This window comes from Variovorax sp. GW821-FHT06D12, from assembly GCF_059419205.1.
Window position 1 is genome coordinate 458,064 of sequence record NZ_JBWKRI010000002.1, and the last position, 23,770, is coordinate 481,833.

General features: G+C 69.1%; 26 protein-coding genes. 6 read left to right on the forward strand and 20 right to left on the reverse strand.

Annotated features, from left to right (window positions below; all coding sequences use genetic code 11):
• Positions 1-27: 27 nt before the first annotated feature.
• Genes coaD through AC07SQ_RS08620 form a run of 3 tightly spaced genes read right to left on the reverse strand, consistent with a single transcriptional unit; the run spans position 28 to position 1,909 of the window.
• Positions 28-531, reverse strand: a complete 504-nt coding sequence (gene coaD / locus AC07SQ_RS08610) for a pantetheine-phosphate adenylyltransferase (RefSeq protein ID WP_062481439.1) — start codon at positions 529-531, stop codon at positions 28-30.
• Between the two features lie 43 nt (positions 532-574).
• Entirely contained in the window at positions 575-1,237 is a 663-nt protein-coding gene (locus AC07SQ_RS08615) for an RsmD family RNA methyltransferase (protein ID WP_070061980.1), read from the reverse strand.
• A 36-nt stretch (positions 1,238-1,273) separates the two neighbouring features.
• The gene (locus AC07SQ_RS08620; protein WP_495272123.1) at positions 1,274-1,909 is read right to left on the reverse strand and encodes a LysE/ArgO family amino acid transporter; all 636 of its coding nucleotides are present in this window, start codon (positions 1,907-1,909) and stop codon (positions 1,274-1,276) included.
• 79 nt (positions 1,910-1,988) lie between these two features.
• Here AC07SQ_RS08620 and AC07SQ_RS08625 point away from each other — a divergent pair, with 79 nt between their 5' ends.
• Positions 1,989-2,900, forward strand: coding sequence for a LysR family transcriptional regulator ArgP (locus tag AC07SQ_RS08625; protein WP_495272122.1), 912 nt, complete (start codon positions 1,989-1,991; stop codon positions 2,898-2,900).
• Positions 2,901-2,907: 7 nt separating this feature from the next.
• Here AC07SQ_RS08625 and AC07SQ_RS08630 read toward each other — a convergent pair whose 3' ends face one another.
• The gene (locus AC07SQ_RS08630) at positions 2,908-4,272 is read right to left on the reverse strand and encodes a M16 family metallopeptidase (protein WP_495272121.1); all 1,365 of its coding nucleotides are present in this window, start codon (positions 4,270-4,272) and stop codon (positions 2,908-2,910) included.
• 18 nt (positions 4,273-4,290) lie between these two features.
• Complete coding sequence (locus tag AC07SQ_RS08635) at positions 4,291-5,736, reverse strand: M16 family metallopeptidase (RefSeq protein ID WP_307589393.1); 1,446 nt, start codon at positions 5,734-5,736, stop codon at positions 4,291-4,293.
• 29 nt (positions 5,737-5,765) lie between these two features.
• On the opposite strand from AC07SQ_RS08635, the gene ftsY reads away from it, so the two are divergent.
• A complete protein-coding gene (gene ftsY, locus AC07SQ_RS08640) occupies positions 5,766-7,067 on the forward strand; it encodes a signal recognition particle-docking protein FtsY (protein WP_495272120.1) in 1,302 nt (433 codons plus the stop codon).
• 128 nt (positions 7,068-7,195) lie between these two features.
• Here the strand turns inward: ftsY and AC07SQ_RS08645 are convergent, their stop codons facing one another.
• The 3 genes from AC07SQ_RS08645 to AC07SQ_RS08655 all read right to left on the reverse strand — a co-directional run bounded on the left by AC07SQ_RS08645 (position 7,196) and on the right by AC07SQ_RS08655 (position 10,936).
• Positions 7,196-8,227, reverse strand: coding sequence for a hypothetical protein (locus AC07SQ_RS08645; protein WP_495272119.1), 1,032 nt, complete (start codon positions 8,225-8,227; stop codon positions 7,196-7,198).
• Between the two features lie 193 nt (positions 8,228-8,420).
• On the reverse strand, positions 8,421-10,220 hold the full coding sequence (locus tag AC07SQ_RS08650; RefSeq protein WP_495272118.1) for a hybrid sensor histidine kinase/response regulator: 1,800 nt from the start codon (positions 10,218-10,220) through the stop codon (positions 8,421-8,423).
• Positions 10,217-10,936: a response regulator transcription factor gene (locus AC07SQ_RS08655; protein WP_495272117.1), complete on the reverse strand. Its 720-nt coding sequence runs from the start codon at positions 10,934-10,936 to the stop codon at positions 10,217-10,219. Before AC07SQ_RS08655 ends, AC07SQ_RS08650 begins: the two co-directional genes overlap by 4 nt.
• Before the next feature lie 144 nt (positions 10,937-11,080).
• On the opposite strand from AC07SQ_RS08655, the gene AC07SQ_RS08660 reads away from it, so the two are divergent.
• Positions 11,081-11,545 carry an Mpo1 family 2-hydroxy fatty acid dioxygenase gene (locus AC07SQ_RS08660; RefSeq protein ID WP_095746687.1) on the forward strand — a complete coding sequence of 155 codons (465 nt, stop codon included), beginning with the start codon at positions 11,081-11,083 and terminating at the stop codon, positions 11,543-11,545.
• 51 nt (positions 11,546-11,596) lie between these two features.
• On the opposite strand, the gene AC07SQ_RS08665 is transcribed toward AC07SQ_RS08660, so the two are convergent.
• Positions 11,597-12,412: an aminotransferase class IV family protein gene (locus AC07SQ_RS08665; protein ID WP_495272116.1), complete on the reverse strand. Its 816-nt coding sequence runs from the start codon at positions 12,410-12,412 to the stop codon at positions 11,597-11,599.
• Between the two features lie 114 nt (positions 12,413-12,526).
• Between AC07SQ_RS08665 and AC07SQ_RS08670 the strand changes: the two genes are divergently transcribed.
• Both AC07SQ_RS08670 and rpoH read left to right on the forward strand, forming a co-directional pair.
• A complete protein-coding gene (locus AC07SQ_RS08670; RefSeq protein ID WP_495272115.1) occupies positions 12,527-13,444 on the forward strand; it encodes a LysR substrate-binding domain-containing protein in 918 nt (305 codons plus the stop codon).
• 136 nt (positions 13,445-13,580) lie between these two features.
• Complete coding sequence (gene rpoH, locus AC07SQ_RS08675; RefSeq protein ID WP_056577975.1) at positions 13,581-14,522, forward strand: RNA polymerase sigma factor RpoH; 942 nt, start codon at positions 13,581-13,583, stop codon at positions 14,520-14,522.
• A gap of 67 nt (positions 14,523-14,589) precedes the next feature.
• On the opposite strand, the gene AC07SQ_RS08680 is transcribed toward rpoH, so the two are convergent.
• Genes AC07SQ_RS08680 through AC07SQ_RS08705 form a run of 6 tightly spaced genes read right to left on the reverse strand, consistent with a single transcriptional unit; the run spans position 14,590 to position 19,770 of the window.
• A complete protein-coding gene (locus AC07SQ_RS08680) occupies positions 14,590-15,420 on the reverse strand; it encodes a DNA alkylation repair protein (protein ID WP_495272114.1) in 831 nt (276 codons plus the stop codon).
• A gap of 16 nt (positions 15,421-15,436) precedes the next feature.
• Positions 15,437-16,060 (reverse strand): SCO family protein, encoded by a 624-nt coding sequence (locus AC07SQ_RS08685; RefSeq protein WP_495272113.1) that lies wholly within the window; start codon positions 16,058-16,060, stop codon positions 15,437-15,439.
• A 17-nt stretch (positions 16,061-16,077) separates the two neighbouring features.
• Positions 16,078-16,983, reverse strand: a complete 906-nt coding sequence (gene cyoE, locus AC07SQ_RS08690; RefSeq protein ID WP_070061969.1) for a heme o synthase — start codon at positions 16,981-16,983, stop codon at positions 16,078-16,080.
• The gene (locus AC07SQ_RS08695; RefSeq protein ID WP_495272112.1) at positions 16,980-18,203 is read right to left on the reverse strand and encodes a COX15/CtaA family protein; all 1,224 of its coding nucleotides are present in this window, start codon (positions 18,201-18,203) and stop codon (positions 16,980-16,982) included. The genes cyoE and AC07SQ_RS08695 overlap by 4 nt, the downstream gene beginning before the upstream one ends.
• Positions 18,204-18,227: 24 nt before the next feature.
• Positions 18,228-18,911 carry a redox-active disulfide-containing membrane protein gene (locus AC07SQ_RS08700; RefSeq protein WP_495272111.1) on the reverse strand — a complete coding sequence of 228 codons (684 nt, stop codon included), beginning with the start codon at positions 18,909-18,911 and terminating at the stop codon, positions 18,228-18,230.
• The gene (locus tag AC07SQ_RS08705) at positions 18,895-19,770 is read right to left on the reverse strand and encodes an SURF1 family protein (RefSeq protein ID WP_492744934.1); all 876 of its coding nucleotides are present in this window, start codon (positions 19,768-19,770) and stop codon (positions 18,895-18,897) included. Before AC07SQ_RS08705 ends, AC07SQ_RS08700 begins: the two co-directional genes overlap by 17 nt.
• Positions 19,771-19,797: 27 nt before the next feature.
• Between AC07SQ_RS08705 and AC07SQ_RS08710 the strand changes: the two genes are divergently transcribed.
• Entirely contained in the window at positions 19,798-20,028 is a 231-nt protein-coding gene (locus AC07SQ_RS08710) for a twin transmembrane helix small protein (RefSeq protein ID WP_062481367.1), read from the forward strand.
• 80 nt (positions 20,029-20,108) lie between these two features.
• Here AC07SQ_RS08710 and AC07SQ_RS08715 read toward each other — a convergent pair whose 3' ends face one another.
• The 5 genes from AC07SQ_RS08715 to ctaD form a co-directional block, all read right to left on the reverse strand.
• Entirely contained in the window at positions 20,109-20,990 is an 882-nt protein-coding gene (locus tag AC07SQ_RS08715; protein WP_062481365.1) for a cytochrome c oxidase subunit 3, read from the reverse strand.
• Positions 20,991-21,072: 82 nt separating this feature from the next.
• Positions 21,073-21,240 (reverse strand): DUF2970 domain-containing protein, encoded by a 168-nt coding sequence (locus AC07SQ_RS08720; RefSeq protein ID WP_495272233.1) that lies wholly within the window; start codon positions 21,238-21,240, stop codon positions 21,073-21,075.
• 53 nt (positions 21,241-21,293) lie between these two features.
• Entirely contained in the window at positions 21,294-21,923 is a 630-nt protein-coding gene (locus AC07SQ_RS08725; protein WP_056577955.1) for a cytochrome c oxidase assembly protein, read from the reverse strand.
• A 37-nt stretch (positions 21,924-21,960) separates the two neighbouring features.
• Positions 21,961-22,077 (reverse strand): cytochrome oxidase small assembly protein, encoded by a 117-nt coding sequence (locus tag AC07SQ_RS08730; RefSeq protein WP_217493469.1) that lies wholly within the window; start codon positions 22,075-22,077, stop codon positions 21,961-21,963.
• Positions 22,078-22,117: 40 nt separating this feature from the next.
• Complete coding sequence (gene ctaD / locus AC07SQ_RS08735) at positions 22,118-23,755, reverse strand: cytochrome c oxidase subunit I (RefSeq protein WP_062481356.1); 1,638 nt, start codon at positions 23,753-23,755, stop codon at positions 22,118-22,120.
• Positions 23,756-23,770: the final 15 nt, after the last annotated feature.

The window sequence follows — 23,770 nt, forward strand, 5'->3', positions numbered from 1 at the left end:
CGAAGTGCGCGAAGACTGGGGGAGTGCTTATTCACGGCCGAGGCTGCGAACCTTGGCCGTGAGCTGCTGCTCGACGTTCGGCGAGACGAACTTGTTGACCTCGCCGCCGAGCATGGCGATCTCGCGCACGAAGGTGCTGGAGATGAACTGGTACTTGTCGCTCGGGGTCAGGAACACGGTCTCGACGTCGGGCATCAGCGAGCGGTTCATGCCGGCGAGCTGGAACTCGTAGTCGAAGTCGGTCACGGCGCGCAGGCCGCGCACCATGGCCTTGCCGCCGCGCGCGACGACGAAGTCGCGCAGCAGGCCCGAGAAGCTCTCGACCGTCACCTGGTCGCTGTAGGGCTTCACCGCCTCGCGGGCCATGTCCATGCGCTCGGAGAGCGTGAACAGCGCCTTCTTGTGGTGGCCCGCCGCGACGGCGACGATCACCTTGGAGAAGAGTTGGGTTGCACGCCGCACCACGTCCTCGTGACCGAGGGTGATGGGGTCGAAAGTGCCGGGATAAACCGCGATCACGTTGCTGGCCATGGTTGCTTCTTCCTCATGCTGCCGGTGCGGCTTGTCCGGCGGATTATGCAGGCACGGACACGGCGCGGCGCAGCAGATGGGCATGCACGGCGCCGGCCTTCAGGTAGCGGAATTCGGCCAGGCCCAGCGCGGCGAGCTCCTCGGCGGCCCAGCGGCGCGGCGCCTCCAGGTAGATCGCGCCGTCGGCATGCAGCGCGCGCGCGGCGGCGCGCAGGGCCGGCTCGTACAGCGCGAGGTTGTCGAAGGGCGGATCGAGAAACACCGCCTGCAGGCTGCCCGCTGCCGCGCGTTCGAGCGCGGTGACGCCGTTGCCGCGTTCCACGCGCACGGCCTCGGCCGAGAGCTTGGCCTTGGCGGCCTGCAGCTGGGCGACCAGCGCGGCGTCCTGCTCGCACAGCAGCACGTGGGCCGCGCCGCGCGAGGCGGCTTCGAGGCCGAGCGCGCCGGTGCCCGCGAAGGCGTCGATGCAGTGCCAGCCCGGCAAGGCACCGCCGCCCACGCCGGCCAGGCTCGCGAGCCAGTTGAACAGCGTTTCGCGCACGCGGTCGGGCGTGGGGCGCAGGCCGGGCTTGTCGGCCACGGCCAGGCGGGTGCGCTTCCATTCGCCGCCGATGATGCGGACCTCGCTGGGCCGCGACGGGCGCTTGGCGGCGGGGGCGCGCGCAATGGGCGCGGCGGCGTTCTTCTTCGGGGGCTTCTGGGGCATGCGGCGAGCTTAACGCTGCAGCTGGCCCCCCTTCACTCAGTAGCCCATGAACGCGCGACGCGCCAGCAGCACCGCCAGCACGAGCATCGTGCCGCCGATGAGCGCATCGAGCATCTGCCAGGCGCGCGGCCGTGCGAACACCGGCGCCAGCAGGCGCGCGCCGAAGCCCAGCGCGGTGAACCACAGCACGCTGGCCAGCGTCGACCCGGCCACGAACCAGGCCTTGAGCAGGCCCGGGTACTGCGCCCCGGCCGTGCCCACGAGCAGCACGGTGTCCAGGTAGACGTGCGGGTTCAGCAGCGTGAAGCCGGCGGCCTGCGCAACCACCGCGGCACGCGAGCGCGAAGCGCCCTGCGCCACCGTCTGCAGCGCGCCCGGCTGGCGCGAGCGCCACAGCGCGCGCAGGCCGTAGCCGCAGAGAAAGGCCGCGCCGAAGCCCGCGAGCAGCGTCGCCAGCATCGGCCGCCCCTTCAGCGCCTGCGCCATGCCGGCCACGCCGGCGGCGACCAGCACCGCGTCGCAGACGGCGCAGAACAGCACCACCGCGCTCACGTGCTCGCGGCGCAAGCCCTGGCGCAGCACGTACGCGTTCTGGGCGCCGATGGCGACGATGAGCACCAGGCTCATGAAGAGCCCGTTGAGGAAAGCGGTGGAGGCGTGAACGGCGGTCATGGTCCGAGCTTGCCGTCCGCAGCCGATTCAATCAAACTAAACTTTCTAACGCCGATTCAGTTTTACTTCATTCACAACCATGCTCGACTACGCCGCCCTGCACGCCCTTGCCGCCGTGGTGCGCGAAGGCAGTTTCGAGCGCGCCGCCCGCGCGCTGCACGTCACGCCCTCGGCGGTGTCGCAGCGCGTGAAGCTGCTCGAGGAACGCACCGGCGGCGCGCTGCTGGTGCGCGGCCAGCCCTGCGTGGCGACCGAGGCTGGCCTGCAGCTGTGCCGGCATGTCGAGCGCGTGGGCATGCTGGAGCACGAGCTGCGCGAGGCCCTGCCCGCGCTGGGCATGGGCAGCGGCGAGGCGCACGAGCGGGTCACGGTGCGGGTGGCGGTCAACGCCGACAGCCTCGCGACCTGGTTCATGGCGGGCGCCGCCGCCTTCGCCGCGCAGGCGCCCGACGCCCTGCTCGACCTCACGGCCGACGATCAGGACCACACGGCCGAGCGGCTGCGCAGCGGCGCGGTGCTGGCGGCCGTGACCGCGCTGGCCCAGCCGGTCACGGGCTGCAACAGCGAGGCGCTGGGCACGGTGCACTACGTGGCCGCCGCGAGCCCCGGTTTCGTGGAACGCCATTTCGCCAAGGGCGTGGGCGCGCGCACGCTGGCCGCCGCGCCGAACCTGGTGTTCGACCGCAAGGACCGGCTGCAGGCGCGCTGGGTGCGCCGCATCTGCCACCGCAACGTGGAGACGCCGCGCCACTGGGTGCCCTCGCCCGCCGCCTTCGTGGAGGCGGCCTGCCGCGGCATCGGCTGGGGCATGCACCCGACCAGCATGGTGGCCGATGCGCTGCGCGACGGCACGCTGGTGGAACTGGTGCCCAGCGCGACGTTGCCGGTGCCGCTGTACTGGCAGCACGCCCGCGCGGCGCCGCGCCTGCTGGCGCAGCTCGGCGCCGCGGTGCGCGAGGCCGCGCGCAGCGGGCCGCACGCGCTGGCCTGAACTTTTCTTACTGCGCCGCGGCGGCCTGCTTGCCGCCCACCACCACCGTCACCATGCGCTGCGGCTGCAGCTTGCGGGCGAATGCGGCCTGGATGTCGGCGGCCGTGACGGCGTTCATGCGCGCGGTCCAGGTGTCGAGGTAGTCCAGCGGCAGGCCGTACCAGGCGATGTTGGCGACGTTGCCGATCAGCTTGCGGTTGCTGTCCAGCAGCAGCGGGAAGCCGCCGATCAGGTTGTCCTTGGCGGCCTTCAGCTCCTTCTCGGTCGGGCCTTCGGCCACGAACTTCGCGAGCACGTCGCGCGAGACCTTCGTCGCCGCCTCGGCCTGGTCGGGCCGGGTCTGGAAGCCGATGCGGAAGGCGCCCGCGTCGAGCCCCGGCGCAAAGCCGCTGTACACGCTGTAGGCCAGGCCGCGCTTCTCGCGCACCTCTTCGGTCAGCCGCGAGACAAAGCCGCCGCCGCCGAGCACGTAGTTGCCGAGCGTGAGCGCGAAGTGGTCCGGGTCCTGACGCGGGTAGCCGGGCTGGCCGATGAAGACATGGGCCTGCGCCGAGTCGAACGCAATGCGCTCGTCCTTCGGCGCCGTGAGCGCCACCACCGGCGCGATGGCCGGCAGCGGTGCGCAGGCGGCGGGGCTGGGCAGGCGCGACAGCAGCGTGGTCGCGAGCGCCTCGGCCTCGGCGCGCGTGACCGCGCCCACGATGCTGAGCTTGGCGCGGCACGGCAGGATCAGCTGCTCGTAGCGCTGGCGCATGGCGGCGGTGTCGATGCGCGCCAGCGTGGCTTCGGTCACTTCCTGGCCGTAGGGATGTGTGCCGTACACGGCCTGCGCGAAAGCGCGGCCGACGACGGTGGCGGGCTTGGTGTTGGCTTCCTTGATGGCGGCGTTGATGCGCTCGCGTTCGCGCGGCCAGATGTCGTCGGGGAACGAGGGCTCGCCGATCTCGCGCGCGGCCAGCGCCACGGCCTTGGTCAGCAGCGCCGGGTCGGACAGCGTGCGCAGCGTGTAGCTGGTGCGGTCGGTGCCCGCGCTCACGTCGAAGCTGGCGCCCAGGTCGGCCCAGGCCTCGCCCAGCGCATTCTGGTCGAGCGCGGGCTCGCCGTTGCGTCCGGCGCGCACGCCCTTCTCGACCATCGCGGCGCTGGTGCTGGCCAGCCCGGCCTGCGCGGCCGGGTCGCGCCGGCTGCCGGCGTCGAAGTCGATCTGCACGTCGACGATCGGCAGCGCGTTGGTCGACACCAGGTACACCTTGGCGCCGTTGGCCAGCGTCCAGTGCTGGATGGGCAGCGCGGCCTGCGCGCTGCCCATGCCGAACAGCGCGGTGATGCCCGCCAGGAGGGCGGTGCTTGCAATCTTGTGGAGTTTCTTCATGAGGGAATCCGGTGCCTTTCAGCGCATCTCGCCCACGGGGGCTGCGAAGCCGCGGCCGCGCTTGGGTTCGGGCGGCAGGGGCCGCAGCGTGGCGACCGTGAGCTGGTCATCGCCGAAATACTTGGCGGCCACGGCCTGTACCTGCGCCGCCGTCACGGCCTGCAGCCGGGCGACGATGCGCTCGCTGGCGTCCAGCGGCAGGCCCTGGATCCAGTTGCTGCCGAGTTCGCGTGCCTGCGCCATCACCGAATCGCGCTTGTAGGTCTCGCTCGCCACCCACTGCGTCTTGACGCGAGCCAGCTCGGCCTCGCCGACGCCCTCTTTCGCCACGCGCGCCACCTGGGCGCGCAGCGCGGCCTCGACGGTCTCGGCGGTCTTGCCGGCGGCCGGCACGCCGTCGAGCATGAACAGCTGCGGACCGCGGCCGATGAAACCCGCGTACGCGCCGGCCGAATCGGCCACGCGGCCGGGGCCCTGCGTGAGGGCGCGGTCGAGCCGCGCGCCGGCGTAGCCGTCGAGCACGGCCGAGAGCACCACCAGCGCCCAGGCGTCGCTGTTGGCGTCGTCGATGTTCGTGAGCTGCGGCACGCGGAAGGCGAGCGACACGTACGCCTGCTCGGCCGGGGCCTTGAATTCGAGGCGGCGGATGCCGCGCTGCGCGGGCTCGGTGCGCGGCTTGCGCTCCGGCACGGCGCGCGCGGGGATGCTGCCGTAGTACTTCTCGGCCAGCGCGCGCACGCGCGCCACGTCGACGTCGCCGGCCACCACGAGCACGGCGTTGGCCGGCACGTACCAGCGCTGGAAGAAGGCGCGCGCGTCGGCGGGCGTCATCGATTCGAGGTCGCTCATCCAGCCCACCACCGGGCGGCGGTACGGCGACGCGGTGAAGACGGCCGCGCTCTGCTGCTCGCCGAGCAGGGCGCGCGGCTGGTCGTCGGTGCGCAGGCGGCGCTCTTCCTTGACCACCTCGATCTCGCGCTTGAACTCGTCGTCGGGCCACTGGTTATTGGCGAAGCGGTCCGATTCGAGCTTCATCACCTGTTCGAGGCTGCCGACCGGGATCTGCTGGTAGTAGCCGGTGGCGTCGCGCATGGTGAAGGCGTTTTCCTGGCCGCCCAGCGCCGCCACGCGGCGCGAGAACTCGCCGGCCGGCACGCTCTTCGTGCCCTTGAACAGCATGTGCTCCAGCACGTGCGCCACGCCCGTGGTGCCGTCGACCTCGTCCATGGAACCGACCCGCACCCAGACCATCTGCACCGCGGTCGGCGAGCGCCGGTCGGTCTGCACGATCACGGTCATGCCGTTGGCGAGGGTGAATTGCTGGGGGCCCGGGGCCGCGGCGGCAGGGGTCGACGCGGCGGGAGCGGGGGTGGACTGGGCCTGCGCGGGCACGGTCCACAGCGCCGAAAGCGCCAGGGCCAGCACCGCACCAGACGCAGCGCGGCGTGGCGAGAGGTGTTTCATAGAATGGGTCGGATTGTAAAAAGCTCCCGATGTTCAGTTTCTTCAAGAAAAAACCACCTGCCGATGCCCCGGTGACACCGGCCCCGCCGCCGACCGCCGAACCCGCGCCGCCCCCGGCCGCGGAACCCGCACCGGCACGCTCGGTGTTCTCGCCGTCGAGCTGGTTCGGGTCGAAGCCGGCAGCGGAAGCGCCTGTTCCCGCACCCGCACCCACACCTGCGCCGGCCCCCGAGCCGGCACCGGCCGCGCCCGTGGTGGCGCCGGCGCCCGCGCCAGTTCCGGTCGCCGCACCTGCGCCGATCCCTGCGGCAGCGCCCGCCCCCATTCCTGCACCCGCTCCCGTCATCGCGCCACCGCCGCCCCCTCCGGCGCCCGTGCCCGCACCGCCTCCCGCGCCTGTCGCCGTCGTCGAGCCGGCCCCCATCGCCACCGAGCGCAAGAGCTGGTTCGACAAGCTCAAGACCGGCCTGCGCAAGACCGGCACCGGCATCCAGGCCGTGTTCGTCAACGCGCAGATCGACGACGCGCTGTATGAAGAGCTCGAATCGGCGCTGCTCATGGCCGACACCGGCGTCAAGGCCACAGAGTTCCTGCTCGACGACCTGAAGGTGCGCGTCAAGCGCCAGATGGCCACCGACGCCTCGCAGGTCAAGCGCCTGCTGGCCGATGCCGTCACCGACCTGCTCAAGCCGCTGGAGAAGCCACTGGTCATCGGCGAGTACACGCCCACCGTGATCATGGTGGCCGGCGTCAACGGCGCGGGCAAGACCACCTCCATCGGCAAGCTCACCAAGCACCTGGCCACCGAGGGCGCCTCGGTGCTGCTGGCCGCGGCCGACACCTTCCGGGCGGCGGCGCGCGAGCAGCTGCTGGTCTGGGCCGACCGCAACACCGTCGAGATCGTGAGCAACGAAGGCGGCGACCCGTCGGCCGTGAGCTTCGACGCCGTGAACGCCGGCAAGGCGCGCGGCAAGGACGTCGTGCTGGTCGACACGGCCGGCCGCCTGCCGACGCAGCTGCACCTGATGGACGAGCTCAAGAAGATCAAGCGCGTCGTCACCAAGGCCGACGCCACCGCGCCGCACGAGGTGCTGCTGGTGATCGACGGCAACACCGGCCAGAACGCGCTGGCGCAAGTCAGGGCTTTCGACGAGACGCTGGGCCTCACGGGCCTCATCGTGACCAAGCTCGACGGCACTGCCAAGGGCGGCGTGCTGTGCGCCATCGCGCGCGAGCGGCCGATTCCGGTGTACTTCATCGGCGTGGGCGAAAAGCTCGAAGACCTCGAGACCTTCAACGCCCGCGAGTTCGCGCAGGCGCTCCTGGGCTGACCGGCGCTTTCGCCGCCGTTCGCTTCGGTCAAAAAAAACGGTCCCCGACTCGCGCCGGGGACCGTCAGCTCCCTGTCTTTCTTTTTTCTCCCTTTGTATTTCCCCCTGCGTGTGTGCCTCTTCGGAAATCAGAAACCGAACAGTGACGTCGGACCGCACACCGGGCTGGCGTTGCAGTTGGTCGGTGTGAAGTAGTAGGCCTTCTGCTCGCTGGTGCCCAGCGCCAGGTGTCCGAGCAGCGCCGCCTTCTTGGCCCCTTCGGCGTTCGCCTGCTGGATGAGGGCCGTGGTGTTGGTGCTCGGTGCGAGCGAATAGAAGTTGAAGGTCGCCGACTGCGACAGGTCCTTGGCGTAGAGCACACCGTTGCCCCCCGCAAAGAGGAGTTCGCCCCGGAAACGGAAGCCACGGCTTCCGCGCTCGTTGAATTGCGCAAGGTACCCAGCGTGATCACCGCTGATGTCACCCATCTCGTAGGCGAAGGTGGCGTTGCCAACCGAGCTCTTCTCATAGACGGCGACCGTGCCCGCCGGATCTCCGGTTATGAATGCGGTCGTCCGGTTGAAAAAGCCGCTCGCGCCTTGGGTGTTCGCCTGCGCCAGGTAGTCCGCCTTGCTCTTAGGCGCCAGCTCGACACGGTAGCTGTAGGTGGCAGTGTCGGCGCTGCTCTTGCGGTAGAAGTAGAAGGTCTCGCCACCGACGCTCCACTCGCCCGCCCATTGGAAGCCCCGCGCACCGGCTTCATTCAGCTGGTTCAGCAGGTCCGCGTTGGACGTGGCCTGCGGCTTCTTCTCGTAGCTGTAGGTCGCATCGACGGTCTTCACGAAACCATCGACCTGATCGACAGTGGTCGGGCTGGCCATGAAAGAGAAACCGCTCAGGAAACGGAACCCGCGCGCACCCTGCGCAGCGAGGCTGTCGAAGAAGGCCGACGCGGTGGTCGCAGCCGGCAGGCCCTCGTACAGGAAAGTGGTGGCACCCGGATTCGGTGCTGGTGCCGGGGCCGGTGCTGGTGTGGGTGCAGGCGCCGGGGCTGGCGCCGGTGCGGGCAGCGGCAACACGAAGCCACCGCCACCGCCACCACCGCCGCCTCCACCTCCGCACGCCGTCAGGGCCAGCAGCGCGGCCGTCGCGGCGGCCACTGCAGCAGGTTTGAAATTCATGGTCACTCCCTTGTCGATTCTTGTTCGGTGGCGACGCGGACCGCAGTCCGTCGACGCCGTGGAAACCCGAAATTACGACGGGGCCGATGTTCCCGGCAGTGCCAAAAGTCATTGCATGTGTGCCCATCCGGATCGATCGGCACGCAATGAACTACAACGTATTCACTTTCGATCGCAAGCTGTGTGCGGGACGCTACGACGCCGCTGCGAGCCCTGCCATGGCCTGTAGCAGCGCATCGGGCGCCACGGGCTTGAACAGCACGGGCACGCCCGACTCGCGCACGCGCTGCAGGCGGTCGGGCGAGGTCTCGCCGGTGATGAGCAGCAACGGCAGCTCGGTGCCCAGGTGCCGACTCAGGCGCAGGCCCACGTCGAGGCCGTCGACGCCGTCGGCCAGGCGGTAGTCGCACATCAGCAGGCCGAAGGGCCGGCCCTCGGCGCGGGCCTGGTGCAGCGCATCGGCCGCGGCGGCCTCGTCGGCGACGGCGTGTGCGTCGATCGCGTGCGAGCGCAGCAGGCCGGTCATGGCCTCGCGGATTTCGAGCTCGTCGTCCATCAGCAGCACGCGACCGGGCAGCGTGGCCGCGCGCCGACGTGCAGCCAGTTCGACACTGCCGGCCGGGAACGGTCCCACGAGCGCGCTGACCTGCGGCGGCACGGTCGGCAGCACGACACGGAAGTGCGTGCCGCGGCCCGGGCGCGAATGCATCTGCACCGGATGGCCCAGCAGGCGCGACAGGCGACGCACGATCGACAGGCCGATGCCCAGCCCGCGCGCGCGGTCGCGGCCCGGGTTATCGATCTGGTAGAACTCTTCGAAGATGCGGTGCGACTGCTCGGGCGCGATGCCGATGCCGGTGTCGCGCACCTCGATCCAGACGGTGTCGCCGCGGTCGCGCGCCGTCACGGTCACACCGCCTTGCACGGTGTACTTGAGGGCGTTGTCCATCAGGTTGGACAGCATGCGGTGCAGCAGCTGCGGATCGCTGCGCACCCACAGGCCGCTGGCGCGCACGCGCAGCTGCAGCTCCTTCTGCTCCGCCTGCGCCGAGAAGGTGTGGTTGAGCGGCAGGAACAGCGCATCGAGCTCCACCGGCTGCGGCGACGGCGTGATGACGCCGGCGTCGAGCCGGGACACGTCGAGCATGGTGTCGAGCGAGGCGCCCAGCGCGTTCACAGCGCGCATCAGGCGTTCGGCGTTGCGGCTCTCGGGGCGGCCGCGCAGTTCGTTCTCGAGCGCGGCGCCGAACAGCGCGATGGCGTGCAGCGGCTGGCGCAGGTCGTGGCTGGCGGCGCCGAGGAAGCGGGTCTTTTCTTCGCTGGCGCGTTCGGTGGCGGCGATCTGCTCGCCCAGGCGCGCGGCCAGCGCCTCGTTCTCGAAGCGCAGCATGAGCGAGTCGGTCAGCAGCCGGTGCTGGCGCACGCCGGCGTGCAGCGTGAGCATCAGGTAGGCCGAGCCGGCCGCGGCCAGGAACAGGTGCAGGCCGTCTCCCTGCCAGGCCAGCGCGATGATCATGCCCAGCGACATGGGCAGCGTGTAGCCGAACAGCGCGGGCTTGAGCGGCCACAGCGACTGCGCGGCGCGCGCGCAGCTGCCGACGATCACGGCCATCAGCAGCGAGGTCATGGGCAGGTTCTCGTGCGGCACGATGAACCAGGGCACCACCGCCGTGATCATGCTCACCAGCGTGACCATGCGCGAGATCTTGCGCGCCCAGTACGGGCTCTCGGAGGCCGGCTTGTCGGGCGTCCAGCGCGGCGTGAAGAACACGTAGATGTCGACCGCCACCAGCGCCGCCATCCAGAACAGCAGGCGCGCATCGCTGAGCTGCGAGTAGATGATGCAGCCGAACACGATCACGAAGCCCAGGTGGGTCAGCGTGGAAATGCCGTAGGTGTCGTAGACCGAGCCGACGTGCTCGCGCAGCACGCGCTGGCCGAGCAGCTGGCCGGCGGCGGCGTCGCCGCGGCCCGCCAGCGTGGCGCCGCTCAACGCAGCATGCTGATCAGCTGGGCGCGCGAGCGCATGCCGAACAGCAGCAGGATGGTCGAGACATGGTTCTTCACCGTGCCCTCGCTCAGGTTGGCCAGTTGCGCGATCTCCTTGTTCGCCTTGCCTTCGAGCACCCACTGCAGCACCTGCATCTGGCGCGGCGTGAGTTCCTGCCAGGCGCTGGCGTGCGCGAACTCCGCATACCCCGACAGCGACTTGGGCAGCGACGCGGGCGGCAGCGGCTGCTGCGGCGTGCCGTCGGCCTCGAACAGGCCGCAGGCGCGGATGAAGCCCACCATCTCCTTCAGGTCGGCGGACTTGGGCAGGAAGGCGCTGGCACCGAGTGCGAGCGCGCCCTGCGCCAGCGTGCTGTTGGCGGTGCCCGAGAGCACGACGACGCGCGCCGCCGGAAAGCGCAGGCGGAACTCGGCCAGGCCGCTGAGCCCGTGCGTGTCGGGCAGCGCGAGGTCGAGCAGCACGAGGCCGATGGCCGCCTCGTTCGCCGCATAGAGCGCGAGCGCGTCGGCGATGTTGCCGGCCTCGAACACCGCGATGCGTGCGCCCGAGGTGGCGGCCTGGGCCTGCACCAGCGCACTCACGCCCAGGCGCAGCAGGTCGTGGTCGTCCACCACCAGGATCGCGCCGGACACGCCGGCAGGCACACCGGTGTCGGTGAGGGGCGGCGGGGGTGCGGAGGGGGAGTCGAAAGAGGCCACGGATTTGATCTTAGCGGCGCAAGCCCCGCGCGACAGTGCCCTAAGTCATGGCGCCCTGACCCGGGCTGGCGCCACTTGCCACGGCGCGGCGCCGTGGGCACCATGGACGTCTTGCCGCAACGCACGGCGCCCCGGAGACCTGCCATGACCCACACTGCCGCCGCCCCGCTCGCCACCAGCGAGCGCAAGGTCGACCGCCTGCTCGCCCACTACGAGGAGAGCCACCGCCATCCGACCAACGAGCTGATCCACTTCGTGGCCATCCCCGCGATCATGCTGAGCATCGTCGGGCTGCTGTTCGCGATCCATCCGTGGGTGGCCTACGCCTTCGTGGCGGCCAGCCTCGTGTACTACGCCCTGCTGCGCTCGCCGGCCTTCCTCGTCACGATGCTGGCGCTCACGGTGCTGGCGCTGGTGGCGGTGCATGCAATGGGCACCGCGGTGGCGCCGGTGTCGGCGGCGATCTTCGTGGTGGCGTGGATCTTCCAGTTCGTCGGCCACAAGATGGAAGGCAAGAAGCCTTCGTTCTTCGAGGACATCCAGTACCTCTGGGTCGGTCCGCTGTTCGTGCTGTCGAAGCTGTTCGTCAAGCTCGGCATTCGCTGGTAGCCCCGCAGGCCCGGCCACGCCGGTGCGCAGCGTCCGCGCGCGGGGGTTCCTTCAAGGCGACGCGAGCGGCTCGGCCTCATAGGCCCGGTGCAGCAGTTCCACGAAAGCCGGCGCTGGCGGCAACACCACGTCGCCGATGCGGTGCACCGCCACGCCCGGTGTCCACGAGTTCATGACCACGGCGCCGGCCAGCGCGGGCAGGTCGGCCATCCGCAGCACCTGGCTGCGCTGCGGGACACCGAGGCGTTCGAGCTGCCGGCGCACGATGCCCATCGTGGTGCCGGCCAGGACGTCGGCTTCGGGCCACACCACCGCCTGGCCGTCCCAGAAGGCCAGGTTCCAGATCGACGCCTCGCCGAGCCGGCCGTGCCGGTCGAGAAAGGCCGCGTCGCCGAAACCCTGCGCGACGGCCTGGCGCAGCAGTTGGGTCTTGGCGCCTTCGCCGACGTGCTTCACGGCCGGCAGGAAGCGCTCGTGTTCGATCGCGGCCAGGGTCAGCGGGCCGGCGGGGCCGTTGGAAGGTGGGCCGGTGCGGATCAGCACCTCGGGCACCGCGTCGACCGCGGTGAACTCGCCGGCCGGGGAGTAGACGGTGGCCGTCAGCGACAGGTCCGCCGGGCCGGCCGCGAGCGCGGCCCGCAGGTGGGCGCGCACCGTGTCGTCGGGCAGCGCCTGGCCGAACAGGGTCTGCGAGGCGAAGCGCAGCCGTGCCAGGTGGAGGTCGAGGCCCCTCACCCGGCCGTCGCGCACCTGCATGGCCGTGAAGTGGGCGTGGCCGGCGAAGGCGAGCGGGGCCAGGTCCGCGGCGGGCACCGGCTGGCCGTTGCGCTGTACGACAAACGAAGAAGAAGGAACGCTGGCGGACATGGTTTCGTGGCTCCTGGAAGGGATGGATCATCAAGTTCCTGAACTATCCCGCATTGACTTTCCAAGGAGAAACGAATAGTTTTTGGAAAATCATCAAAAACCATTTGAAGATCGATGCAACCCAGACTGCTCCCCGGCACTCGCGCCCTGCGCACCTTCGAGGCTGCCGGGCGGCACCTGAACTTCACGCGGGCCGCCGAAGAAGTCGGGCTGACGCCAGCGGCCGTGAGCCACCAGATCAAGGAGATCGAGGACCAGCTGGGCGTGGTGCTGTTCACGCGCACCAGCCGCAGCATCCGCCTCACGCCGGCCGGCGCCGCGTGGTTCGAGGCCACCGCCGACGCCCTCGACACCCTGCGCCGCGCCGCCGGCCGCGCCCGGCGCATGGCGCGCGGGGCGGCGACGCTGCGGCTGTCGACCAGCGCCCGTTTCGCGACCAACTGGCTGCTGCCCCGGCTGCCACAGTTCCGCGCCGCCAACCCGGGGCTGGAACTGGGTTTCGATATTTCCGACGCGTTGCGGGATTTCGACGCCGACGACATCGACGTGGCGATCCGCTTCGGCAACGGGCAAGACCCTGGCACGCGCTCTCAGCGGCTATTCGACACCGTCATCGTGCCGGTCTGCAGCCCCAGGCTGCTGGCCAGCGCCCCCCCGCTGGCAACACCGCGCGACCTGTTCCAGCACACGCTGTGCTACGTCGACTGGAAGACCGACGGCATGGTCTGGCCGAACTGGCCGATGTGGATGGCCGCGGCGGGCATCGAGGGCTTCGACGACAGCCGCTGCATCGGCTTCGCCGACTCGAGCGACGTGGTGCGCGCCGTCACCGAGAGCGGCATGGTCGGCCTGGCCGACCTGGACATGATCGGCGCCGACCTCGCCCAGGGCCGGCTGGTGCGGCTGTTCGACATCGGCGTGCCCATGGCGGCGGGCTACGCCTACCACCTGGTCTACCCGGAAGGCAGCGCCCAGGACCCGCGCATCCTGGCGTTCCAGGACTGGCTGCTGGGGCAGGCGTCCAGGACTTGAAAAACGCCAAACGGCATACAAATATCCAACAAATCGCGACAAAAGCTATCGCAACGATAGAAACCCAAGGGAACCCTTGGCTTAGCACTCCCTCTAACCGAGTGCTAATATGACCGCCACAAAGGAGTTTCCCCTGATGACAACGCTGTCTGGAGTCTCTGCCAACCAGCTGGCCGTCGCCAACCCCTGGTCGATGGTCCCCCCGCTGGGCAACCTGGATGCCTACATTTCGGCCGCCAACCGCCTGCCGCTGCTCACGCTCGAAGAAGAGCAGGGCTTCGCACGCAAGTTGCGCGACCAGAACGACCTCGAAGCCGCCGGTGCGCTGATCCTGTCGCACCTGCGCCTGGTCGTGTCCATTTCCCGCCAGTACCTGGGCTACGGGCTGCCGCACGGCGACCTGATCCAGGAAGGCAACGTCGGTCTCATGAAGGCCGTGAAGCGTTTCGACCCCGACCAGGGCGTGCGGCTGGTGAGCTACGCCATGCACTGGATCAAGGCCGAGATCCACGAGTACATCCTGAAGAACTGGCGCATGGTCAAGGTCGCGACGACCAAGGCCCAGCGCAAGCTGTTCTTCAATCTGCGCTCGATGAAGCAGGGTTTCAAGGCCGACTCGGCCGCGGCCGACAACGGCACGCACCGCGAGACGCTGAGCCCCGACGAGGTCTCGCAGATGGCCACGCGCCTGAACGTGAAGCCCGAGGAAGTGCTCGAGATGGAAACCCGCCTGTCGGGTGGCGACGTGCTGCTCGATCCGGGTCCGTCCGATGACGGCGATGAAGGCTTCGGCCCCATCGCCTACCTGGCCGACGCCACGCAGGAACCGACCGCCCTGCTCGAATCGCAGCAGCGCGACCGCCTGTCGAGCGACGGCATCGCCACCGCCCTGGAGGCGCTGGACGACCGCAGCCGCCGCATCGTCGAGGAGCGCTGGCTCAAGGTGAACGACGACGGTTCGGGCGGCATGACGCTGCACGACCTGGCCGCGGTGTACGGCGTGAGCGCCGAGCGCATCCGCCAGATCGAAGTGGCGGCGATGAAGAAGATGAAGAAGGCGCTGGCCGAGTACGCGTAAGCGTCACGACCGCTCTCCTCCAAGAAAAAGCCCGGCAGTGCCGGGCTTTTTTTCGTTCGGGGGCGCTTCAGGGCGTCGACTTGGTCAGCGTGCGCAGCGCCCGCTTCGCGATGTAGCGGGTCTCGGCAACCGGCGATTCGGCCACCCAGCGCGTGCACAGCGTCTCGACCCACTCGGGCTGCGTCTTGCTGGCGTCGTTGAGCCAGTTGGCGACCGAGTTCTGCACGTAGCGATGCGCGTCGGCACGCAGCGGCTCCAGCAGCGGCAGCGCCAGCCAGGGCTCGGCCTTCAGCGTCTCGATCTGCGCGCACCACACGCCGCGCGGGCGCGTGAGCTCGCTGGCGAAGCGGCGCACGTTCGGATCGGCATCGGTCACCCAGGGCTGCAGCAGCGCCAGCGCCTCGTCGAGCGAGTTGATGACGCTGTCACGCACCGCCATCCAGGCGAACTCGCGCACGCCGAAATGCGGGTCGGCGGCGAAGCGGCGCACGGCGACGAGCTGCTCGACGAGCGGCAGGCCCGACAGCGTGATCCACTGCACCGCCCAGCAGCGCGCCACGTCGCTCGCGTGCGTGGCCAGCCGGTGCGCCACGGCATCGCGTTCGGCGTGTTCGGCCGTCATGTCGTACAGCGCCCGCGCGATGTGGCTGTGGCGCTGCATGGGCTTGAAGGCGGCCAGCATGGCGAGCGTGTCGTCCAGCCGTTCGTGCGCCGCGTCGAGGCCGACATGGCCCGCCACGCTGCGCGCGAGCAGCGGCAGTTCGAGCGCGAGGAATTCGTTGAGGTTGACGGTCTCGAGCAGCCCGCCGTTCAGCGCGCCCAGCACCTCGGGCGGGATGAGCGCGATGCGGAACGCGCCCTTGCGCGACTTCAGGTGCGCGACCGATGCGGCGTCCATACCCCGGGCGCCCGGCTCAGGACGCGAGCAGCGTCTTCAGGTCCGACACCATCGCCGGCACGCCCGCGCCGTAGCGCGCGTAGAGCCGCAGGCGGCCCTGCGGGTCGTAGATGTAGCTGGCGGCCGAGTGGTCCATGGCGTAGCTGGTCGGCGTCTTGCCATCGACCTTCTTGTAGTAGACCTTGAAGTCCTTCGCGACGGCGGCCAGCTGCTCGGGCGTGGGAATGAGCGCCACGAAGCTCGGGTCGAACGCGCCCATGTAGGCCTTGAGCACCTCGGACGTATCGCGCGCCGGATCGACGGTGACGAACAGCACCTGCAGCTTGCTGCCGTCGGCGCCGAGTTGCTGCTTGACCTGCGCCATCTCGGTCATGGTGGTCGGGCAGACATCAGGGCACTGCACGTAACCGAAGAAGAGCACGACCGCCTTGCCCTTGAAGTCGGCCAGCGTGCGCACCTTGCCGTCGGCGTCGGTGAGCGAGAAGTCTTTGGCGTAGTCGGCGCCCGTGATGTCGACCGCCTGGAAGCTCTGCTTCGGCTGCTGCTCGCTGCAGGCCGCGAGGCCCAGTCCCAGCGTGGCCGAGGCGGCCACCCAGCCGGCCGTGGCGGCGATCGATTTCAGGGCATTGCGCTTGTTCATGGGCAGGTCAGGTCCGGTCAGCGGAGGTAATGGTCGACGAGCAGCGCCGCGAACAGCACGCTCAGGTGGATGAGCGAAAACCGGAAGGTCTTGCGCGCCAGCGTGTCGGAGTAGTTGCGCCACAGCGCGAAGGCATAGCCGGTGAAGCCGATGCTCACGCCGATGGCGACCACGAGGTAGAGCCAGCCGCTCATGCCGTAGATGAAGGGCATCAGGCAGGCGGCGAACAGAATGAAGGTGTACAGCAGCACCTGCAGCCGCGTGAACTCGTTGCCGTGCGTCACGGGCAGCATCGGCAGGCCGGCCTTGCGGTAGTCCTCGACGCGGTACAGCGCCAGCGCCCAGAAATGCGGCGGGGTCCACAGGAAGATGATGAGGAACAGGATCAGCGCCTCGGGGCCGACGTCGCCCGTCATGGCGGCCCAGCCCAGCACCGGCGGCATGGCGCCCGAGGCACCGCCGATCACGATGTTCTGCGGCGTCAGCGGCTTCAGGATGACGGTGTAGATCACCGCGTAGCCGACGAAGGTGGCAAAGGTGAGCCACATGGTCAGCGGGTTGACCGTGAACCACAGCAGCGCCGAGCCGGCCGCGCACAGCAGCGCCGAGAACACCAGCGCCTGCATGTCGCTGAGCTGCCCGCGCGCCGTGGGGCGCCAGGCGGTGCGCTTCATCTTGGCGTCGATGCCCTTCTCGACCAGGCAGTTGAACGCGGCCGCCGCGCCGGCCACCAGCCAGATGCCCAGGCAGGCCAGCACGCCGCGCTGCACGTCGGCCCACGACGGCAGGCCGGGCACGGCCAGCACCATGCCGATGAGCGCGCAGAACACGATCAGCTGCACCACGCGCGGCTTGGTGAGCGCGTAGAACTGGCGCAGCACGTTGGCGGTGCTGGCGTGCTGAACAGGAATCGGGGTGCTCACGCGGTGGCTTTCTTCGGTTGGGGGGTGCCGCGCGCATTGTCGGCGGCGCGCGGAATCGGTGCAGCGGCGGCGCTTTCGCGCCGGCTCTCGCACAGCGCCCAGGTCAGGACCACGGCCAGCGCCGCGGCGCCGCCCGTGTGGAGCACGGCGGCGGCCAGCGGCCAGCCGAGCAGCACGTTGCCCAGGCCCGTGGCCAGCTGCAACAGCGCCAGGCCGGCCAGCCAGTGCGCCTGTGCGCGCAGTGCCTCGAGGCGACGCAGGCGCAAGGCCAGCAGGCCCAGCGCCACGAACACGGCATACGCCATGAGGCGGTGCGCGTAGTGGATGGCGGTGAGGGCGGAAAAGTCGAGCGGCTGGCCGTCGCCGGTCACGCCGAGGTGGCGCCAGATCTCGAAGCCCTGCACGAAGTTCATCGGCGGCCACCAGCTGCCCTGGCAGGTCGGGAACTGCGTGCAGGCCAGCACCGCGTAGTTGGTGCTGACCCAGCCGCCGAGCGCGATCTGCAGCACCAGCAGCACCGCCGTGGCGATCAGCCCGTTGCGCAGGGCCGGCGACACGGCCGTGGGCAGGCGCTGCGCGGCCACCTGGCGGTAGCGCACGGCCTGGATGCAGAGCAGCGCGAGCAGCACGATGGCGCCCATCAGGTGCATCGTGACGATGGCGGGGAACAGCTTCCAGGTGACGGTCATGGCGCCGAAGGCGCCCTGCAGGCAGACCCAGACCAGCGTGGCCGCGGGCCACCACGCGCTGAGCACGACGTGGTGGTGCGCGCTGTCGACCGGCGGCGCGGGCTGGCGCCGCTGGCGGCGGCGCACGATCCAGGTGGCGCCGGCCAGCGTGAGGATCAGCACCCCGACGCCGGTCGCGAGATAGCGGTGAACCATCTCGATCCAGGCCTTGCTGTGCGTCACCGGGCCGGTCGGCTGGGCCGCCTGCGCCATCGCGATCTCGTGGCGTGCGCCGGCCGGGCTGGCGTTGCCGTAGCAGCCGGGCCAGTCGGGGCAGCCCAGGCCCGAATCGGTGAGCCGCGTGAAGGCGCCGAACAGCGTGAGGTCGAAGGTGAGGAACAGCGTGAGCACGGTCAGCGCATGCAGCCGCCGCGCGGGGCCGGAGCCGGCGTTGCGGCGCCACACCCAGACCAGCGGTCCGAGCGCGAGCAGCACGCCGGCGCCCATCATCCAGGCGATCGGCGTGAGGTCGTAGAGGGAGCTCGTGTCCATGAGGCGGTGGTGGTTCGCGCGGGCTCAGCGGCCCGCTTCGTCCCACGACGACGAGGCGCGCAGCAGGCGGTCGATGTCGCGCTTCGCGCGGCTCGCGCCGGCGGCGTCCATGCGGGCCGGGAAACGCATCATCCAGTTGCCCATCGGATCGACCACGTAGAGGTGCTCGGACAGCGTGTGGCCCTTCACAGGCGCGAGCCAGCGGGCGAGTTGGTCGGCCGGCACGCGCAGCACGGTCGCGCCGTGCAGGCCGTTGGTCAGGCGCTCAGGCACGGGCGCCGCGTCGCTCACGAGCCAGACGCGGTCCAGGCGGTCTTTTTCGCGGCCCAGGCTCTCGCGCAGCTGACGCTGCAGGTACAGCTGCTGCTCGCACAGCGCGTCGCAGGCCGCATCGGCCACGGCCACCAGCAGCCACTGGCCCTTGAGCGTGGTCAGCTCGACCGGCGCGCCGTTGCGGTCGGTTGCCGTGAGGCGGGGCATCTCGTGCTGCGGATCGATCAGCTCGCCGTACACGCTGCGGCCCTCGGGCCGGATCACGTAGTAGGTGAAGTACGAGGCGATGACGGGTGCCGCGCACATCAGCAGCACGGCGATCATCTTCCAGCGCCCATGGACCGTGCGGCGGTTCTCGGCCTCGTCGAGCGCCTGGCCCGGCGACGGCATCGAGTGCACGGTCAGGCCCAGCGGCTCGTCAGAGGCCGCGGCCATCGCGTGCGCGGCGCCGCGCGCGCCGGAAGGGGGAGATGAATTGGAACCAGACATAGAGGATGACAACGAGGGCCGACAGGCCGAACCACTGGAATGCGTAACCGTAGTGCCTCTCCAGGCCCAACGCCGGGGCCGGCCAGTCGCGCTGCAGGCCCTCGGACGCCGGCCCGCTCTGCTGCAGCGACACGTCGGTGCGTAGCGGCAGTTGGGTCTCGCCACGGAATGCCTCCAGGTCGAGATTTTGCCGGATGGGGGAAGACCCCTGAATGCCCGGTGCCGGAGCGCTGGCGCCGGCAGCCGAAGGGGCCGGTGCGGCGGCCGATGCCGCGGGTGCCGGTGCGGCCGCAGTCTTCGCGCCGAGTTCGAACAGATGGCTCGGCGGCGGCTCGATCAGCGCCGTGAGCTCGACGATGCCGGGCGGCGTCTCGACCACACCGAGCTGCGTACGGTCGACGAAATTGCGCTGCACCCATCCGCGCTGGACCATCACGGCCTGCTCGCTGCCTTCGAGCGCGAACGGCGTCAGCACGTAGAAGCCCGGCGTGCCGTGCATCTGGCGGTTGTCCAGGTAGACCGTCTGCGCCGTGAGCCACAGGCCGCGCAGGCGCACCGGCCGGTGCATCTCGCCGGCGGCTTCGCCCAGCGCCAAGAACTCGGCCTGCGACAGTGGGGCTTTCAGCTTCTGCGCATCGATGCGGGCCTGCAGCGCCTCTTTCTGCGCGGCGCGCGACAGCTGCCAGCGGCCCAGCGACACGGTGGCGGCCAGCGCCAGCACGGCCGCCAGCGTCACGACCAGGAAACGGCCCCGGCCCGCGCGGCGGCGCGGCGTGGCAGAGGAAACGAGAGGCTCGGGGGTCACTGGAGCGGACGGGGCGTGCGGCCGATAATGCGGGTCATGAAATATTTCGTCGCCCTGATCTTTCTGGGCATCTTCGCGAGCCTCGCTTTCGCGCTCTACTTCATGCTGAAGGACGGTCGCGACGGGCAGAACAAGCGCGGCGGCATGGCCCGCGCCCTCACCTTTCGGATCGGCCTGTCGGTCTTTTTGTTCCTGTGCATGCTGCTGGCCTGGAAACTCGGCTACATCCAGCCCACCGGGCTCCCGCTCGGGAAGTAACAGATGGTGCTCGTTCCACGAGAACCATGAAAAAGGCGCCTTACGGCGCCTTTTTTCTGGAATGCCGTGAGGTTTTTCGCTCAAAGCCAATAGACCAGCACGTAGAGACCCAGCCAGACGACGTCCACGAAGTGCCAGTACCAGGCGGCGCCTTCGAAGCCGAAGTGACGCTCGGCGGTGAAGTGGCCCTTCTGCAGGCGCAGCGTGATGAACAACAGCATCAGCATGCCGATGAACACGTGCAGGCCGTGGAAGCCGGTCAGCATGAAGAAGGTCGAACCGTAGGTGCCCGAGCTGAGCTTGAGGTTCAGTTCGGTGTACAGGTGGAAGTACTCGTAGCCCTGCACGCCCAGGAAGATCACGCCCAGCAGCACGGTGAGCCACATGAAGCGGATGCACTGGGCGCGGTGGTCGGCGCGCAGCGCGTGGTGGGCGATGGTCAGCGTCACGCCCGAGCTCAGCAGCAGCGCGGTGTTGATGGTCGGCAGCCAGAACGGGCCGACGGTCTGGAAGGGCTCGATGATGCCGGCCGGCGAACCGGTCACGCCGGCGGCGACGCTGGGCCACACGGCCTTGAAGTCGGGCCAGAGGATCGCGTTGTCCAGGCTGCCGAGCGTCGGCAGCGCGTGGGTGCGGGCCCACCACAGCGCCGTGAAGAAGGCGCCGAAGAACATCACTTCCGAGAAGATGAACCAGCTCATGCTCCAGCGGTACGAGAGATCGATCTTGTGGCCGTACTGGCCGCTCTCGCTCTCGCCGACGGCAGCGCGGAACCACACGAAGAGCGTGCCGAGCCAGATCACCATGCCCAGCAGCAGCGACCAGGCGCCCCACTGGTGGCTGTTGATCCATTGCCCCGCGCCGAGGATCACGAAGAACAAGCCGATCGCGGACACGACCGGGTAGGCCGAGGGTCCGGGCACGAAGTAGTAGGGCGTGGTGCCGTGGGTGGTTGAACTCATATCAGCTCCTGGCTTTCTTTCTTCTCTCGATTCAATGATTCTGGAGATCGTGGTTTCTTATCTTCGGCTCAGCAGGCAGCGCTCAGGCGGCCGCGACCACATGCTGCACCAGCAGCACCAGCCCGACCACGAAGACGATCACTGCGGCAAACGCCACCACGATGACGTGCAGCGGATTGAGCTTGCCCAGGTCTTCCTTGTAGGCGCTGTTGCGGCGCACCCCGAAGAACGACCAGCCCACCGCCTTCATCGTGTCCCACAGCGTGGGCTTGCGGCGCGGGGCTTCGGGCGGCAACGGCGAGGTCACGAGCGCGGCTCATCGGCGACAGCATGCGAAACGGCGGCCACCGGGGCCGGAGGCGTCTTGCCGCCCACCTCGAAGAAGGTGTACGACAGCGTGATGGTCTTGACGTCCTTCGAGATCTTCGGATCGATCACGAAGGCGACCGGCCACTGCTTCTTTTCGCCCGCATCGAGCGTGTACTGGTTGAAGCAGAAGCACTCGAGCTTGTTGAAATGCGCCGCGGCCTGCTGCGGTGCGTAGCTCGGGATGGCCTGCGCGGCCATGCGGCGATTCTGCGTGTTCTGGAACTCGTACATCACCGTGTTCAGCTGGCCCGGGTGCACTTCGATGAAGCGCTCGGCCGGCTTGAAGTCCCACAGGCCACCGCGCACGTTGGAGTCGAACTCGACCTTGATCGTGCGGGTCATGTCGACCTGCGTGTTGTCCGGCACGCGCACGTTCTTGGCGCCGCTGGCACCGCCCGGCACCTGGAGCTCGGAGAGCGCGAGGATGTTGATGCCGGTCATCTCGCAGATGGCGCGGTACATCGGCACCAGCGCATAGCCGAAGGCGAACATGCCGCAGGTCACGACGGCCAGCTTGCCGACCATGCGGACATTGGCGCGGCGAATGCGTTGACCGAGGCTCATGCTGTTGCTTCCGTTCGGGGGGTGCGATGCGGCGCGGTCAGCGACCGCTGAACCAGACCATGCGGACGATGAAGCCGATGAAGAAGATCACCGCGATGGAGGCCAGCGTGAGCCCCATGCGTCGGTTGTTCTTTCTTTGTTCGGGCGTCGTCATCGTCGTGCGGTCGTGGTGCTTGTGCGGTGAGCGCGGGTGATCAGCCGATCACCTTGGTGGCGGTCACGTCAAGCTTGGGCGGGTTCTCGAAGGTGTGGAACGGGGCCGGCGACGGCACTTCCCACTCGAGGCCTTCGGCCGCTTCCCAGGGCTTCTGAGCCGCTGCTTCACCCTTGCCGCGCATCGAAGGCAGCACGATGAACAGGAAGAAGTAGACCTGCGCGAAGCCGAAGAAGAACGCACCCACCGAAGCGATGGCGTTGAAGTCGGCGAACTGCATGGGGTAGTCGGCATAGCGACGCGGCATGCCGGCCAGACCCAGGAAGTGCATCGGGAAGAAGGTGACGTTGAACGAGATCAGCGACCACCAGAAGTGGACCTTGCCGCGCGTTTCGTTGTACATCACGCCGGTCCACTTGGGCGCCCAGTAGTAGAAGCCCGAGAACATGGCGAACAGCGAGCCGGCCACCAGCACGTAGTGGAAGTGGGCCACCACGTAATACGTGTCCTGCAGCTGCGTGTCGATCGGCGCGACCGCGAGGATCAGGCCGGTGAAGCCGCCCATCGTGAACACGAAGATGAAGCCGACCGCGAACAGCATGGGCGTCTCGAAGGTCATCGAGCCCTGCCACATCGTGGCGATCCAGTTGAAGATCTTCACGGCCGTGGGCACGGCGATCAGCATGGTCGCGTACATGAAGAACAGCTGGCCCGTGAGCGGCATGCCGGTCGTGAACATGTGGTGGGCCCACACGATGAACGACAGGATGGCGATCGACGAGGTGGCGTACACCATCGAGGCGTAACCGAAGAGCTTCTTGCGGGCGAAGGCCGGGACCACCTGGCTGATGATGCCGAAGGCCGGCAAGATCATGATGTAGACCTCGGGGTGGCCGAAGAACCAGAAGATGTGCTGGTACATCACCGGGTCACCGCCGCCGGCGGGGTTGAAGAAGCTGGTGCCGAAGTGGCGGTCGGTCAGCGTCATCGTGATGGCGCCTGCGAGCACGGGCATCACGGCGATCAGCAGGTAGGCGGTGATGAGCCAGGTCCAGCAGAACATCGGCATCTTCATCAGCGTCATGCCGGGGGCGCGCATGTTCAGGATGGTGACGATGATGTTGATCGAACCCATGATCGACGAGGCGCCCATGATGTGCATCGCGAAGATGCCGGCGTCCATCGAGGGGCCCATCTGCAGCGTGAGCGGGGCGTACAGCGTCCAGCCGGCCGCGGGCGCGCCGCCGGGCATGAAGAACGAACCCGCCAGCATGATGGCCGCCGGGATCAGCAGCCAGAAGCTGAAGTTGTTCATGCGCGCGAACGCCATGTCGGATGCGCCGATCTGCAGCGGGATCATCCAGTTCGCGAAGCCCACGAAGGCCGGCATGATGGCGCCGAACACCATGATCAGGCCGTGCATGGTGGTGAACTGGTTGAACAGTTCGGGGTTCACCATCTGCAGGCCGGGCTGGAACAGCTCGGCGCGGATCAGCAGAGCGAGCACGCCGCCGATCATCAGCATCGTGAAGCTGAACAGCAGGTAGAGCGTGCCGATGTCCTTGTGGTTGGTCGCGAACACCCAACGGCGCCAGCCGGTGGGCGCGTGGTGATCGTGATGGTCGTCGTGTGCGTGGCCGCCGGGGGCGTGACCGTGGGGGTCGAGGACTGCGCTCATGTCGTTGTTCCTTGC